The organism is Gordonia sp. UBA7860 (assembly GCF_002500165.1).
Lineage (GTDB): Bacteria > Actinomycetota > Actinomycetes > Mycobacteriales > Mycobacteriaceae > Gordonia > Gordonia sputi.
Genome location: NZ_DLSO01000025.1, coordinates 1 through 14744, shown reverse-complemented (window position 1 = coordinate 14744; position 14744 = coordinate 1). Strand labels below are relative to the sequence as shown.

The window sequence follows — 14744 nt, the reverse complement described above, 5'->3', positions numbered from 1 at the left end:
AATCCGGAACAGAATTGTCACAGGTCGCGTTTACCCTGGCACTATGGCTTTTGCTACCGAACACCCGATTCTCGCGCACTCCGAGCACCGTCCGGTCGGTGCCGTCGAACGTACCGAGGGTCGGTTCGAGGTGGTCAGCGAGTATGAGCCCGCAGGTGACCAGCCGAAGGCGATCGACGACCTCGAACGTCGCATCGCGGCGGGGGAGCGCGACATCGTCCTTCTCGGCGCCACCGGTACCGGTAAATCCGCGACCACCGCGTGGTTGATCGAGCGGGTCCAGCGCCCGACGCTCGTGATGGCGCCCAACAAGACGCTTGCTGCGCAGCTCGCCAACGAGCTTCGAGAGATGTTGCCGCACAACGCTGTCGAGTACTTCGTCTCGTACTACGACTACTACCAACCCGAGGCGTACATCGCCCAGACCGACACCTACATCGAGAAGGACTCGTCGATCAACGACGACGTCGAGCGTCTGCGACACTCGGCGACGTCGAGCCTGCTGTCACGACGAGACGTGGTGGTCGTCGCTTCGGTGTCGTGCATCTACGGTCTCGGCACGCCGCAGTCCTACCTCGACCGTTCGGTCGAGGTAGAAGTCGGCGACGAGATCGACCGCGACGCACTGCTCCGGTTGCTGGTCGACGTGCAGTACACACGCAACGACATGTCGTTCACCCGCGGTAGCTTCCGTGTCCGGGGCGACACCGTCGAGATCATCCCGTCGTACGAAGAGTTGGCGGTGCGGATCGAGTTCTTCGGTGACGAGGTAGAGGCGCTCTATTACCTGCATCCGTTGACCGGCGATGTGGTGAGACAGGTCGACACGCTGCGCATCTTCCCCGCGACGCACTATGTCGCGGGACCTGAGCGCATGGAGAAGGCCATGACGAGCATCGAGGAAGAGCTCGAGGCGCGTCTCGCCGACCTCGAGGGCAAGGGCAAACTCCTCGAGGCGCAGCGCCTGCGCATGCGGACCAGCTACGACCTCGAGATGATGCGGCAGGTCGGGTTCTGCTCGGGCATCGAGAACTACTCGCGCCACATCGACGGCAGGCCTGCGGGCAGCGCCCCCGCAACGCTGATCGACTATTTCCCCGATGACTTCCTGCTCGTGATCGACGAGTCGCATGTGACGGTTCCGCAGATCGGCGGCATGTACGAGGGTGACATGTCGCGCAAGCGCAATCTGGTCGACTTCGGGTTCCGGTTGCCCTCTGCGGTCGACAACCGTCCGCTCACCTGGGACGAGTTCGTCGGACGCATCGGGCAGACGGTCTATTTGTCCGCGACGCCTGGCGCATACGAACTCGGCCAGTCCAACGGAGAGTTCGTCGAGCAGGTGATCCGCCCGACCGGGCTGGTCGATCCGCAGATCGTGGTGAAGCCGACGAAGGGGCAGATCGACGATCTGGTCCACGAGATCCGCGACCGTACCGAGCGCGATGAACGCGTGCTGGTGACGACGTTGACCAAGAAGATGGCCGAAGACCTCACCGACTACCTCCTCGAACTCGGTATCCGGGTGCGGTACCTGCACTCCGAGGTCGACACCCTACGACGGGTCGAGTTGCTGCGGCAGCTCCGGTCGGGCGAATACGACGTGCTGGTCGGTATCAACCTCCTACGCGAGGGACTCGACCTTCCCGAGGTGTCGCTCGTCGCGATCCTCGACGCCGACAAAGAAGGGTTCCTGCGGTCGACGACGTCGTTGATCCAGACGGTCGGGCGTGCCGCCCGTAACGTCTCCGGCGAGGTGCACATGTACGCCGACACGGTCACCGAGTCGATGCGCAACGCGATCGAAGAGACCGAGCGTCGTCGCGAAAAGCAGGTCGCCTACAACAAAGAGCACGGTATCGATCCACAACCGTTGCGTAAGAAGATCGCCGACATTCTCGATCAGGTGTACCGCGAGGCGGAGGATTCGGTCGTCGATGTCGGAGGTTCCGGCCGCAACGCCAGCCGCGGACGGCGAGCGCAGGGAGAGGTCTCCAAGGCGAAGGGCGGTTCCGCAGGAGTCATCGAGAAGCGAGACGTCGGGTCGATGCCACGGGCCGAACTCGCCGATCTGGTCGCGCAGCTCACCGAGCAGATGATGAGCGCGGCTCGCGATCTGCAGTTCGAACTCGCGGGCAGGCTGCGCGACGAGATCGCAGATCTGAAGAAAGAGCTGCGCGGTATGGATGCTGCCGGAATCAAGTAACCGTCTCTGGAAAGTGGGACGTTCGTCCCACTGGGGTTCGGGATGTAGCGATCATCGTGATCATCGGACAAATGTTGCGTGGCACACTATCCTGCCGATTCAGGTGACTCTAGAGTTGTCGTGATCGATGAAGTCCGCGAAAGTGCGGAATCAGACATGTGTGGAGGTCAAGGGATGGGCGCTTACCAGACGATCGTCGTCGGAACGGACGGATCGGAATCGTCGTTGAAGGCGGTCGATCGAGCGGGTGCGATCGCGGGCGATTCGAAATTGGTGATCGCATGCGCATACTTTCCGAACGACCGCGGCGCCGGCGAGGCCGCAGATGTTCTCAAAGACGAGGCCTACCAGGTGACCGGAAGTGCGCCGACCGACGAGATCCTGCGACGGGCGAAAGAGCGAGCATCGAAGTCGGGAGCCACGCAGATCGTCGCGCGCCCGGTGAAGGGCGCACCCGTCGACGCGCTGCTGCAACTGGTCACCGATGTGCAGGCTGATCTACTCGTCGTCGGCAATCGTGGACTCAACTCGATTGCGGGGCGTCTGCTGGGTTCGGTGCCTGCCGACGTCGCGCGTAAGTCTGCGTGCGATGTGCTGATCGTGCACACCACCTAGTTCCGTTCTCATCGAGACCAACAGCCGGGCAGACGCATTCGTCTCCCGGCTGTTGCGCGTGTGCTGCTGGCTGTGATGACTGTCGTGGTGATGCGTGCCGTCGTGATGTGTGCTCAGGGGAGCGTGGCCTGATCCGCCGTGATCGCCGCTACGTCCCTGCCCATTTCACTATAACGCGAGGTAGGGGCCTTGCCGCAAGGCCCCTAACCGGGTGCACAATCGGTGATTCCGCCCCCGCCCAGCCCTTTTCGGAGTCGCCCAGTGCCTGCAGTGACTGACCATGTCTTCAACCTTCCCGCCGGTTCACCGAAATCCGCCTCGACGCGCATCGAGAGCGATGTGCGCTATTTCGCCGACACCGCCGCGGCGCTCGCCGGCACCGTCGACGTCCTCTCGACCAGACTCGATGCCACGCGAAAGGCAGAGGGCGGTGGTGGGCAGCGCGCATCGGATCGCGACCTCGAGATACACCAGTTGACGGGCCGCCTACGGACGCTTCGTCGCTTCGGGCTCGACCTGTGCATCGGCAGGATGACGCTGACCGACGAGCCGGAGCCGGTGTATGTCGGCCGCGTCGGACTGACCGACTCGACGGGCCGTCAACTGCTCGTCGACTGGCGAACCCCAGCCGCTGCTCCGTTCTTCAACGCGACGGCGGCGCAGCCGATGGGGGTGCGCTCGCGCAGACGCTATCGATGGGCGCGCGGGCAGATCACCGACTACTGGGATGAAGTGTTCACCGCGGACGCCGTCGACGACGGGGTATGGCTCGATGGCGATTCGGCGCTGTTCGCAGGCCTTTCGGCGAGTCGGTCGCCACGCATGCGCGACGTGTTGTCGACGATCCAGGCCGACCAGGACGCCATCATCCGCGCCGACTCGGCAGGCGCGCTGGTCGTCGATGGCGGCCCCGGTACAGGAAAGACCGTGGTGGCGCTGCATCGTGCCGCCTATCTGCTCTACTCCGACGCGAGGCTTACGCGTGGCCGCCTCCTGATCGTCGGGCCGCACGAGCAGTACCTGTCGTATGTCGCCGACGTCTTGCCGAGTCTCGGTGAAGAAGGCGTGCAGACGTGCACGTTGCAAGATCTGGTCGCCGGGGGCGACACCGCAGTGCGAGAAGCCGACGACGTTGTGGCATCGCTGAAGTCGACGGCCGGGATGGTCGACGCGATCGAGACTGCGGTGCGATGGTACGAGGAACCGCCTACCGAGTCGCTTCTCGTCGAGACCGAGTGGGCGGATGTGACTCTGCGGCGGCGGGATTGGGCCGAAGCGTTCGCTGCACCCGAGGCGGGCACACCACACAACGAGGCGCGCGGCGTGATCTGGCAGTACCTGGCCGAGACGGTGCAACGACGTATCGGTCACGACGATCTCGACCGGGACGAGGTGCAGGAAGCGTTGCAGCGCAATGAATCTCTCGCTACTGCAGTGGGGCGCGCGTGGCCGATGCTCGACGCGACGGATCTCGTCGGTGACCTGTGGTCGGTTCCCGCGTTCCTCCGAATGTGTGCCCCGTGGTTGACGCCGGATGATCTGCGACTCCTCCAGCGAGAACGTCCGGACGCGTGGACCGACGCCGACCTCCCGCTTCTCGACGCCGCGCGCAACCGATTGGGAGACCGCAGCGCAGACGATCGTCACCGCCGCCGGTCCGCCGCCCTCCGCGCTGAGCGCCGTCGTATGGACTTCGTCGTCGACGACCTCATGGCGTCGACGACCTACGACGACGGCGAGGGCCTGATGTCGATGCTTCGGCAAGACGACCTGCGCGACGTTCTCGTGGACGATTCGGCCGTGCCCGACGTCGAAGCCGACGCTCTCGACGGACCCTTCGCGCACATCATCGTCGACGAGGCGCAGGAACTCACCCCGGCGCAGTGGCGAATGGTGTTGCGGCGCAACCCGTCCGGGAGCATCACGATCGTCGGCGACAGGGCGCAGGCGCGCGCGGGGTTCGCCGAGACGTGGTCGGAGCGACTCCGCAGTGTCGGATGTCGGGACGTGCGCGTCCAGTCGTTGTCGATCAACTACCGAACGCCCGCAGAGATCATGGAGGCGGCTGAACCCGTGATCCGAGCCGCCATACCCGACGCCAACGTTCCGTCGTCGATCAGGGCGTCGGGACTTCCCGCGCGACATGCCTCGCACCGCGACCGAGATGCGATTCTCGCCGAGTGGCTCACACGCAACGACGAGGGCGTGGCGTGTGTGATCGGTGACCCGGACTTCGCCGGTACCGACCGGGTGCGCGCACTCGATCCGATCACCGCAAAGGGTCTCGAGTTCGATCTGGTCGTGGTCGTCGAATCGGAGGCCTTCGGAGCCGGGATCACCGGGGCCGTCGACCGCTACGTATCGATGACCCGCGCGACCCGCGAACTCGTCATCCTACACCCCGAGGAAGGGTGTGCGGGCAATCCGAATGAGCGCTCGACGGTGTGAAGAGCATCGTCGAAAGCCGTTCAGCGACGGGGCATGTCGTCGAGTTCTGCTGGTAGCGGGTCGGCGTTGACCACGACGAGGCGCTGCGTACTGCGGGTCAGTGCGACGTAGAGGTCGCTGTATCCGCGTGGCGACTGAGCGATGAGCGCGCTCGGTTCGACGACGACAGTCGTGTCGAACTCGAGTCCCTTGCAGGTGGTCACGGTGTGGACGCGGGGGAGCTCGTCAATGCCGAGCGCGGATGGGTCGAGGTCGGCGACCGCCCGTGAGGTTTCCTCGAAAAGGCTGTCGGGCACCACCATTCCGGTCAGGCCGCGCAGCTCCGGTCTCGTGGCCTCCTCGATCGCGGTCGCGACGACGTCGGCCGTCGACGCGGTGCGGGCGTACGGATCGATTCCGTTGCTGCGCAACGACGTCGGTGGTGTGAGCGAACCGCCGACATGCGCCAGAACGCGCGCGGCGTAGGTCATGATCTCGCTCGGCGTGCGGTAGTTGACGGTCAACTCGCGCAACTGCCAACGGTTCGCGACGTAGGGTGTCAACACTTCACTCCACGACGTCGTACCCGCGAGGTCGCCGGTCTGTGCGGTGTCGCCGATGATCGTCATCCATCGGTTGGGGATTCGTCGCATCACCATGCGCCACGCCATGCCTGACAACTCCTGCGCTTCGTCGACGATGACGTGACCGAACGTCCAGGTGCGGTCGTTGAATGCGCGCTCTGCGGTGGTCGCGCGTTGCACGTCGGTCTGGCGCGCGGCGAGTTGCTCGGCGTCGATCAGGTCGTACGCCATCAAGATCTCCGGGTCGAGCTCGTCCTCGAGATCCTGTGGTGCCGAACCGGTCAGGATGTCGAGCGCATCCTGCGCGTCGGCGAGTTGTCGACGCCAGCGCTCGCGTTCGGCGCGTTCGGCCTCGTCGGTGCCATAGCCGACGAGTTCGGCGAGTTCGTCGAGTAGCGGAACGTCGGCGGGCGTGAACTCGCCGCTCTCGCTGCCCTTGTCCGCACTGCCTGTGGCTGTGCGGCGTGCGCGGTGGAGTGCTGCGCGATCGTCGTCGGGCCAGCCTGGCGTGGCTTTGCGGATGGCGGCGGGGTCGTCGTAGAAATCGCGGAGGACGTCCGTCGGAGTCAACGTCGGCCAGAATGTGAGGACCGCCTGGCGGATATCCGGGTCGCGGCCCATGTCGTCGCGAATGTCCTTGAGGTCGGCGGGGGTGAGCAGCTGCGACCCGTCGAGCAGACTGGCGCCGATCGCGGCCGAGTGCTTGGCGGCGAGCGCGTCGAGTGCCGAGCGCAGGAACACCGGCTGGGCCTGGTTGTGCGCCCTGCGCGACCCACGTGCGGCCGCGCGGGCTGCCTTGACAAGCGCGCTGTCGATCTCGACCCGGTAGCCGTCGAAATCCACGGAGACAGGCTTCGTCGGCAGCGACTCGTGTGACCGGACGGTGCGCTTGAGGACGTCGAGCATCTGCAGGCGACCCTTGACCTCACGGGTGCGGCGGGGTTCGTCCCCGGTCGCGGTGACACCGGGGAAGAGCTCGCCGATCGTCGCGAGGAGTACGCCGGACTCACCGAGCGATGGCAGCACCTGGCCGATGTAGTCGAGGAAGTCGCTGTTGGGTCCGATGATGAGAATTCCACTGCGCGAGAGGATGTCTCGGTGCGTGTACAGAAGGTAGGCGGCACGGTGTAGTGCGACGGCGGTCTTACCGGTGCCCGGCCCACCCTGAATGACCGTGACGCCGCGATGCGCCGACCGGATGATCAGGTCCTGCTCGCGCTGGATGGTCTCGACGATGTCGGTCATCTCGCCGGTGCGCGCGGCATTGAGCGCAGCGACGAGCGCGGACTCGTTCACGACGTCGCCGTGTGCTGACTCGTCGATGGAAGCTTCACCCGCGGTGAGGAACTCGTCGTTGACTTCACGGACGCCGCGGTTTCGGGTGCGGATGTGTCTGCGGCGAGCGACCTCTTCGGGTGCGGCAGGCGTGGCGAGATAGAACGCCCGAGACAGTGGCGCTCGCCAATCGAGGAGGAGTGTGGTGTCGCCCTCGTCGTCGTCGAGGACTCCGATGCGTCCGATCCGACGGATCTCGCCGTCGTCGAGGTCGAGGCGGCCGAAATACAGATTGTGTTCGGCGGCATCGTATTTCGCGAGGTCGTCGACATACATGCGTTCGTAGGATTCGCGCTCGGACAGCGCCTGCGGGGTGCCCGCGGACTCCCGCAGCGTCGAGGCGAGTCGACGACGGGTGTTGGCACGCATTCTGTCGAGGCGTCGGTACACGGCGTCGAGGTGGGTCTGCTCCTCATCGATGCGGGGATCGGTGCGTTCGGTGTCGGTGTGTGTCGGCGAGGTACTCATCGGATCTCATCGTCGGGTTCGGCGTACGCACCGAATTCGGTGTGCGCGGGGTCGTCGGGATGGTGGGGTGCGGGGACGCGGGTGAGGCCGTCCGGACGGCACAGTCTGCGCTGGTGGATGCGCCTTGTCAGGTCCTTGCCTGCGTCGGGGTCGCCGAGTCGCGCGCAGACGGTCGCGGGTGGCTGCGTCAACGACGGGTCGTCGAGATCTTCCGCAAGCTGCGCGAGGACTGCGCCCTGGGTGGAGAAGGGGAGCGGGGCCGACTGTCGATCGGTGAGGACTCCGTGTCTCGACGCGTATACGGCGAACTCGCGCACCGGCACCGGTGAGCGGACCGGAACGGAGTCGACGTCGTCGAGGCGTTCACGCAGGGGATGAGAAGTCGTGGTCACTGTCAATCGATGGTAATTGGGTTCGGTGCGGTCGAGTGCGGCGAGTTGCTCGTCGTCGAGCCAGAACGCGGTCAGCGTCGAGGCGGCGTCGGGAGACGCAAAGGGGGCTGCCGGAATGTATCCGCGTGCCGACACATGGCCGGAGTATCCGACGGCGATACCGTGCACGACGACGCGGGCAGGACTGATGTCGACGCCGCCCACATCGGCAAGCTTCGCGGTCAGTACCGCGCGGGATGCGTTGGACCCAACGGCGACCATGAGTGTGCGGCCTTCGCGTCGAATCTCGAGCGGGACGAAGCCCGCAGGGTCGAAGACCCACGGATAGAGGTGTGGCGGAAACGCGACGGACCCCATGCGCCCGGTCGGAGTCTGTTCCGAAGGCGATGGGGTCCGCGCGTGGAGCGAAGGGGTCAGGACCGGGCCTTGCGCCAGCGCTTCTTGCCGTCGGCGACAGCGGCGTCGGCCTTGTCGCCTGCGGTCGACACCAGTTCCTTGGCCGACTCTGCGAGCTCTGCGGAGCGTTCACGTGCGGCTTCGGCGAGTTCGGCGGAGCGTTCGCGCGCAGCCTCGGCGATCTCGGGGGCGCGGTCGCGGACCTTGTCGGCGAACTCTGCGGAGCGCTCACGCGCCGTTTCGGCGATCTCGGCGGAGCGCTCGCGGGCGTTCTCGGCGACGACGGGCGCGCGGTCGCGGACCTTGTCGGCGAACTCCGCCGAACGCTCCCGGGCGTTCTCGGCGACAACGGGTGCGCGGTCGCGGAACTTGTCCGCTGCCTCGGCAGAGCGCTCTCCCAACTTGTGTGCGTCCTGCTTCAGGAGACCGGCAGCCTCGCTGGACTTCTCGCCGAGCGTCGACGCGGATTCCTGTGCGTGCTCGCGGATCGAATCCCACGCCGTGGTGCTCGCCTTCGCGCCGAGAGGCAGGGCCGCGAGCGCGGCGTCGGCCTTGCGTCGACCACGCCACGCGAGTGAGGGCTTGCCCTCGGTGTCGGCCGCCGAGATCAGCAGGCCGCCCATCAGGCTCAGGTTCTTCAGGAAATGTGTGCGCTGCATGTTCCGCGCGACCGGGTCGGATTCCTCCCAGAAGGGATGGCCGGCGAACGTCGTCGGTGCGAGCGAGCCCGCGAGAACGGCCGACGCGAAGCGCGGGAACTTGCCCGTCGCCAGCAGGACGCCGCTCGCGAGTTGGATGCCGCCGTTCACCCGGACCAGCGTGACCGGATCGGTGGGGATGACGGAGGTGACCTCGTCCGGCAGCACACCGACGGTGCTCTCCACGAAGGGCTCCGCGATTTCTGCGCGCTTCTGCGGGTGTCGCAGGGCGTCATAGCCGGAGACGATGAACACCGATGCGAGCATCGGTCGGGCAATACGGCGGAGGATCATCTTGTTGACACGGTCCCTTCGGAAGTCACTGCATTAGTCGGTCACTGTGCGTTTCGGTCACTGCGGCTTTTCGTTTACTGCGGCATTTCGTTTACTGCGGCTTTCGGTCACTGCGTTGGTCGATCACGCGTTGGACTGGGTCGGCGGCGCTCTTTCGAGGCTACCTGTCCGGTGTAGGGGCGCTCGGTGGAGTTGATGATCTGGCGCAAGCGATGTGCGTGTAGGCCGATGCTCACCAGCCGCGTTTGCGCCATTCGTCCAGCGACGGACGTTCGGTGCCGAGGGTCGTGTCCTTGCCGTGGCCGGGGTACACGACGGTCGAATCGGGATAGCGCTCGAAGAGCTTGGTCTCGACGTCGTCGACGAGAGTGTCGAAGTCGCCTGGCGCCCACGTCTTTCCGACGCCGCCCGGGAAGAGGGAATCGCCGGTGAAGAGGTGGACGACGCCGCTTGCGGGATCGGTGAGGGCCAGCGCGATCGATCCGGGCGTGTGGCCGACGAGGTGGATTGCGTCGAAGGTCAGGTCACCGACGGTCAGGACGTCGCCGTCGTCGAGGAGGATGTCGGGGGCTACGGGCAGTTCAGGAGCGTCGATCCGACCAGCGGCAGTCGGCGCGCCTGTCGTTGCCGCGACGTCGGCGAGTGCCTGCCAATGGTCGTAGTGCTGGTGCGTGGTGAAGATCGTGCGCGGAGCGCCGTCGAGTTCGTCGAGCACACCGCGGATGGTGTCCGCATCGTTGGCGGCGTCGATGATCAGTTGGTCTCCGGTCGCGGCGCTGGTGACGATGTAGACGTTGTTGTCCATGGGCCCGACCGAGATCTTCACGATCGAGGCGTTGCTCAGCGTGCGGCGCTGCGGGCCGGTTTCGGACAGATCGCCGGTGTAATCGTCGGTGATGGTGAGGTCGGACGAAGTCATGAACTCAGCGTAGCCACGCAGGTCGACGGGGCGGACGGGGATGGGAACACCTGGTGGGCCGCGTATCGTTGACAAGTGTTGTGACGCCGCCTGGAGACCGCCGGCACGGCGTCGAGAATTCTCGTCGGTGGCTGCCGTTATGGTGAGCCCCAAACACGCCTGACGAGACAGACACGCCCAACGAGACAGACACGCCCAACGAGACAGACACGCCCTACGAGACACCGGTCGACGATCGGTGCCCAGCGGCGACCGGATGCGCGGCGATCCCGCGCAGGGGCTGGCCAAGAAGTATGGACCAGCCGAGATATGTGGATAGGACTGTAGTGGTTGATCGTTTGATCGTCCGTGGTGCCCGCGAACACAACCTTCGCGGTGTCGATGTGGATCTGCCCCGCGACAGCCTCATCGTTTTCACCGGACTCTCGGGTTCGGGGAAGTCGTCGCTGGCTTTCGACACGATCTTCGCCGAGGGACAGCGACGCTACGTGGAGTCGCTGTCCGCGTATGCGCGGCAGTTCTTGGGCCAGATGGACAAGCCCGACGTCGACTTCATCGAAGGTCTCTCGCCCGCGGTGTCGATCGACCAGAAGTCGACGAACAGAAATCCTCGCTCGACGGTCGGCACGATCACCGAGGTCTACGACTACCTGCGCCTGCTCTACGCGCGCGCTGGTGTCGCACACTGTCCGGTCTGTGGTGCCGAGATCGCCAAGCAGACACCCCAGCAGATCGTCGATCAGGTGCTCGCGATGGACGAGGGCACCCGTTTCCAGGTTCTCGCCCCTGTCGTCCGCACCCGTAAAGGTGAGTTCGTCGATCTGTTCGCCGAACTGCAGACCCAGGGCTTCTCGCGTGCGCGCGTCGACGGCAAGATCCATTCGCTGACGGATCCGCCCAAGCTCAAGAAGCAGGAAAAGCACGACATCGATGTCGTCGTCGACCGACTCGTCGTGAAGCCGAGCGCCAAGCAGCGTCTCACCGACTCGGTCGAGACGGCCCTGCGGCTTGCCGACGGCATCGTCGTCCTCGACTTCGTCGACGTCGAGGAGACCGATCCCCACCGCGAACGACGATTCTCCGAGCGCATGGCGTGCCCGAACGGGCACCCGATCGCCATCGACGACCTCGAGCCGCGGTCGTTCTCGTTCAACTCGCCGTATGGCGCGTGTCCCGAATGCGACGGCCTCGGGATTCGCAAGGAGGTCGATGAGGACCTCGTCGTGCCCGATCCCGACCTCTCACTCTCCGAGGGCGCCATCGCACCCTGGTCGACCGGACACAACGCCGACTACTTCCTGCGGCTCATGTCCGGTCTGGCCGATCAGATGGGCTTCGACGTCGACACCCCGTGGAAGAAGTTGCCTGCCAAGGCGCGGAACGCGCTGCTCAACGGCAGCGACCATCAGGTGCACGTGAAGTTCCGCAACCGGTACGGACGGACACGGTCGTATTACACCGAGTTCGAGGGCGTCATGGCGTTCCTCAACCGCCGCATGGATCAGACCGAATCCGAACAGATGAAGGAGCGGTACGAGGGCTACATGCGCGACGTTCCGTGCCCTGTCTGTCAGGGTGCGCGGCTGCGACCGGAGATCCTCGCGGTGACGCTCGATCATCCCGAATACGGACCGAAATCGATCGCCGAGGTGTCGGCGCTCTCGGTGGCCGACGCCGCGGGTTACCTCGGCGGATTGAAGCTCGACAAACGCCAGCAGGCCATCGCCGGCCGCGTCCTCAAAGAGGTGCAGGCACGCATCACGTTCCTCCTCGACGTCGGACTCGACTACCTGTCGCTGTCCCGTGCCGCCGGGTCGCTCTCGGGTGGTGAGGCACAGCGAATTCGCTTGGCCACCCAGATCGGTTCGGGGCTTGCCGGTGTGCTCTACGTCCTCGACGAACCGTCGATCGGACTGCACCAGCGCGACAACCGTCGACTGATCGACACCCTCACGCGACTGCGCGACCTGGGCAACACGCTGATCGTCGTCGAACACGACGAGGACACGATCCGCGCAGCGGATTGGATCGTCGACATCGGTCCGCGCGCGGGCGAGCACGGCGGCAAGGTGGTGCACTCCGGTAGCTACAAGGATCTGCTGAAGAACCGGAAGTCGTTGACGGGCAACTACCTGTCCGGCCGCGAGACGCTTCCGGTCCCGCCGATCCGTCGGCCGATCAACAAGAATCGGCAGCTCACCGTGGTGGGAGCGCGCGAGCACAACCTGCGCGGCATCGACGTCTCGTTTCCGCTCGGCGTGCTCACCGCGGTCACCGGTGTGTCCGGATCCGGAAAGTCGACGCTGGTCAACGACATCCTCGCGACTGTCCTGGCGAACAAGCTCAACGGTGCGCGTCAGGTACCGGGCAGGCACACGCGCGTGAACGGTCTGGGCAACCTCGACAAGCTCGTGCAGGTCGATCAATCGCCGATCGGTCGGACACCGCGCTCGAATCCGGCGACCTACACGGGTGTCTTCGACAAGATCCGCACGTTGTTCGCGGCGACAACCGAAGCGAAGGTGCGCGGCTACCAGCCCGGACGCTTCTCGTTCAACGTCAAGGGCGGACGCTGTGAGGCGTGTCAGGGCGAGGGAACCATCAAGATCGAGATGAACTTCCTGCCCGACGTCTACGTTCCCTGCGAGGTGTGTCACGGTGCGCGGTACAACCGCGAGACCCTCGAGGTGCACTACAAGGGCAAGACCATCTCGGAGGTTCTCGACATGCCGATCGAGGAGGCCGCCGACTTCTTCGAGCCGGTCACCTCGATCCACCGCTACCTCAAGACGCTCGTCGACGTCGGCCTCGGATACGTCCGTCTCGGTCAACCCGCCCCGACACTCTCGGGCGGCGAGGCCCAGCGCGTCAAGCTGGCCGCCGAGTTGCAGAAGCGGTCGGCGGGCCGCACCGTCTACATCCTCGACGAGCCGACGACCGGCCTGCACTTCGAGGACATCAAGAAGCTCCTCGACGTCATCAACGGACTGGTCGACAAGGGCAACACCGTGATCGTGATCGAGCACAACCTCGACGTCATCAAGACGGCCGACTGGGTCATCGACATGGGGCCAGAAGGTGGAACGGGCGGCGGCACGGTGATCGCTGAGGGAACTCCCGAAGACATCGCGGAAACGCCCGGAAGCCACACCGGGAAGTTCCTCGCAGACGTGCTCGAGACGGGGGAGCCGGTCGCAACCGCCGGGTGAGGCGCGTCAGGAACCCATCGATTTGCGGATCTCCTCGAGCTTTTTCTTCGCGGCCTCGTCGCGCTTGCGCATCATGTCGTCGACGCCCTGCCCTTCGGGCGTGCCCTCGGCGAGTTCCTGGGAGCCGATGGCGGTCGAAATGCGCTTCTCGATCTTGTCGCGGACGAAATCGAAACTCGGCACACCCTGCTCGCTGTAATCGGGATCGATATGTGTGGGGCTTGAGATGGTCGTGTACGCGGGGGATGTGGATGCAGGGGACGTGGATGTAGGCGAAGGGGTTTCGACGACATCCGCGTCCAGAAGCTCGCCGTCGACAACCTCTCCTACAGGCTGTGTCTCGTCGGCCGGGGCGGTTGTCCGCGTCGGATCGGCCGGATCGTGATCGGGCGCGCCTTGAGAGGTCATGGATTCAGGCTAGTCCCGCGTACAAGACGACGGACGCCGCGCCGGTCAGAGAATGACCCGCACGACGTCCGTCGAGGGCTGCAGAGTGGTCTGGTGACGCTGAGCCGTCAGCGAGGGGAGTAGGTCAGGCAGTTGGCGGTGTCGGAACTCTCGCCTGCACCGATACGGACCGCAGTGGCCGTGCATTCGAGATTCGCGTTGTGCGCGCAGTCGACACGCTGGCATGCGCCGACCTGTGTGGAGACGCGGTCGAGACCGCCTCGAGTTGTCAGGGGGATGAACGTCGCGCAGTCGGCGGTGCCGTTGGTTCCGCTGACGTTGATCGCGAACGCGTGGCAGCCGTCGTGGTTGTACGAACACTCACTGACGGTGCATTCGGCGACATGTGGCATTTCGAGCGTGGCCATCGTGAACTCCTGGATCGAGGTTGGCGGGCAGGTGATTGCCCTGTTCTCAATCTAGGTGCCTCCGTGTCGGCTTTCCAGCAAGCAAAGGCTGACCTGAACTGCGGAAACGTTAGGCAAGCGCTACCTACGTCGCCGTAAATTCGCGGCCAGCGCGAACGTCACCGTCGACGGTCGCGAACCGGTCCGGTGTACTTCTCGCCGGGTCCCTCGCCAGGCTCGTCCGGGTATGCGCTCGCATCGCGGAACGCCAGCTGCAGTTGCTTGAGTCCGTCGCGTATGGGGGCGGCGTGCACGCCGAGATCTGGTTTGGCCGCGTCGACGAGCCCGGCCAGCGCGGTGATGAGTTTGCGAGCCTCATCGAGATCCGCGTCGTCTTCGGACGCCCC

At 65.3% G+C, this 14744-nt stretch carries 11 protein-coding genes; 4 read left to right on the top strand and 7 right to left on the bottom strand.

What is annotated here, in order from left to right; translation table 11 throughout:
• Positions 1–43: 43 nt before the first annotated feature.
• The 3 genes from uvrB to helR all read left to right on the top strand — a co-directional run bounded on the left by uvrB (position 44) and on the right by helR (position 5269).
• A complete protein-coding gene (uvrB, locus tag B3T59_RS03470; RefSeq protein WP_005208941.1) occupies positions 44–2206 on the top strand; it encodes an excinuclease ABC subunit UvrB in 2163 nt (720 codons plus the stop codon).
• A gap of 174 nt (positions 2207–2380) precedes the next feature.
• Entirely contained in the window at positions 2381–2821 is a 441-nt protein-coding gene (locus B3T59_RS03465; RefSeq protein ID WP_005208939.1) for a universal stress protein, read from the top strand.
• Between the two features lie 261 nt (positions 2822–3082).
• Positions 3083–5269, top strand: coding sequence for an RNA polymerase recycling motor ATPase HelR (helR, locus tag B3T59_RS03460; RefSeq protein ID WP_251723666.1), 2187 nt, complete (start codon positions 3083–3085; stop codon positions 5267–5269).
• 20 nt (positions 5270–5289) lie between these two features.
• Here the strand turns inward: helR and B3T59_RS03455 are convergent, their stop codons facing one another.
• From B3T59_RS03455 to B3T59_RS03440, 4 genes are all read right to left on the bottom strand, one after another.
• Positions 5290–7635, bottom strand: a complete 2346-nt coding sequence (locus tag B3T59_RS03455) for a HelD family protein (RefSeq protein WP_287001483.1) — start codon at positions 7633–7635, stop codon at positions 5290–5292.
• Positions 7632–8384, bottom strand: coding sequence for a hypothetical protein (locus tag B3T59_RS03450; protein ID WP_064863476.1), 753 nt, complete (start codon positions 8382–8384; stop codon positions 7632–7634). Before B3T59_RS03450 ends, B3T59_RS03455 begins: the two co-directional genes overlap by 4 nt.
• 56 nt (positions 8385–8440) lie before the next feature.
• Entirely contained in the window at positions 8441–9415 is a 975-nt protein-coding gene (locus B3T59_RS03445) for a DoxX family membrane protein (RefSeq protein ID WP_064863475.1), read from the bottom strand.
• 232 nt (positions 9416–9647) lie between these two features.
• Positions 9648–10334, bottom strand: a complete 687-nt coding sequence (locus B3T59_RS03440; protein ID WP_251723668.1) for an MBL fold metallo-hydrolase — start codon at positions 10332–10334, stop codon at positions 9648–9650.
• 326 nt (positions 10335–10660) lie between these two features.
• Here B3T59_RS03440 and uvrA point away from each other — a divergent pair, with 326 nt between their 5' ends.
• A complete protein-coding gene (uvrA, locus tag B3T59_RS03435; protein WP_064863473.1) occupies positions 10661–13543 on the top strand; it encodes an excinuclease ABC subunit UvrA in 2883 nt (960 codons plus the stop codon).
• Positions 13544–13549: 6 nt separating this feature from the next.
• Here uvrA and B3T59_RS03430 read toward each other — a convergent pair whose 3' ends face one another.
• From B3T59_RS03430 to B3T59_RS03420, 3 genes are all read right to left on the bottom strand, one after another.
• Positions 13550–13951, bottom strand: a complete 402-nt coding sequence (locus tag B3T59_RS03430) for a hypothetical protein (RefSeq protein ID WP_064863472.1) — start codon at positions 13949–13951, stop codon at positions 13550–13552.
• Positions 13952–14058: 107 nt separating this feature from the next.
• Positions 14059–14358 carry a DUF1540 domain-containing protein gene (locus tag B3T59_RS03425; protein ID WP_064863471.1) on the bottom strand — a complete coding sequence of 100 codons (300 nt, stop codon included), beginning with the start codon at positions 14356–14358 and terminating at the stop codon, positions 14059–14061.
• 158 nt (positions 14359–14516) lie between these two features.
• Positions 14517–14744, bottom strand: a 228-nt coding sequence (locus B3T59_RS03420) for a DUF1844 domain-containing protein (RefSeq protein ID WP_287001482.1), incomplete at its 5' end; no start/stop codon positions are given.

What these genes read in the sequence shown, in the direction of transcription:
- uvrB (WP_005208941.1), top strand. Translation starts at nt 44, where the DNA reads ATGGCTTTTGCTACCGAACACCCGATTCTCGCGCACTCCGAGCACCGT.
- B3T59_RS03465 (WP_005208939.1), top strand. Translation starts at nt 2,381, where the DNA reads ATGGGCGCTTACCAGACGATCGTCGTCGGAACGGACGGATCGGAATCG.
- B3T59_RS03455 (WP_287001483.1), bottom strand. Translation starts at nt 7,635, where the DNA reads ATGAGTACCTCGCCGACACACACCGACACCGAACGCACCGATCCCCGC.
- B3T59_RS03450 (WP_064863476.1), bottom strand. Translation starts at nt 8,384, where the DNA reads ATGGGGTCCGTCGCGTTTCCGCCACACCTCTATCCGTGGGTCTTCGAC.
- B3T59_RS03445 (WP_064863475.1), bottom strand. Translation starts at nt 9,415, where the DNA reads ATGATCCTCCGCCGTATTGCCCGACCGATGCTCGCATCGGTGTTCATC.
- B3T59_RS03440 (WP_251723668.1), bottom strand. Translation starts at nt 10,334, where the DNA reads ATGACTTCGTCCGACCTCACCATCACCGACGATTACACCGGCGATCTG.
- B3T59_RS03430 (WP_064863472.1), bottom strand. Translation starts at nt 13,951, where the DNA reads ATGACCTCTCAAGGCGCGCCCGATCACGATCCGGCCGATCCGACGCGG.
- B3T59_RS03425 (WP_064863471.1), bottom strand. Translation starts at nt 14,358, where the DNA reads ATGGCCACGCTCGAAATGCCACATGTCGCCGAATGCACCGTCAGTGAG.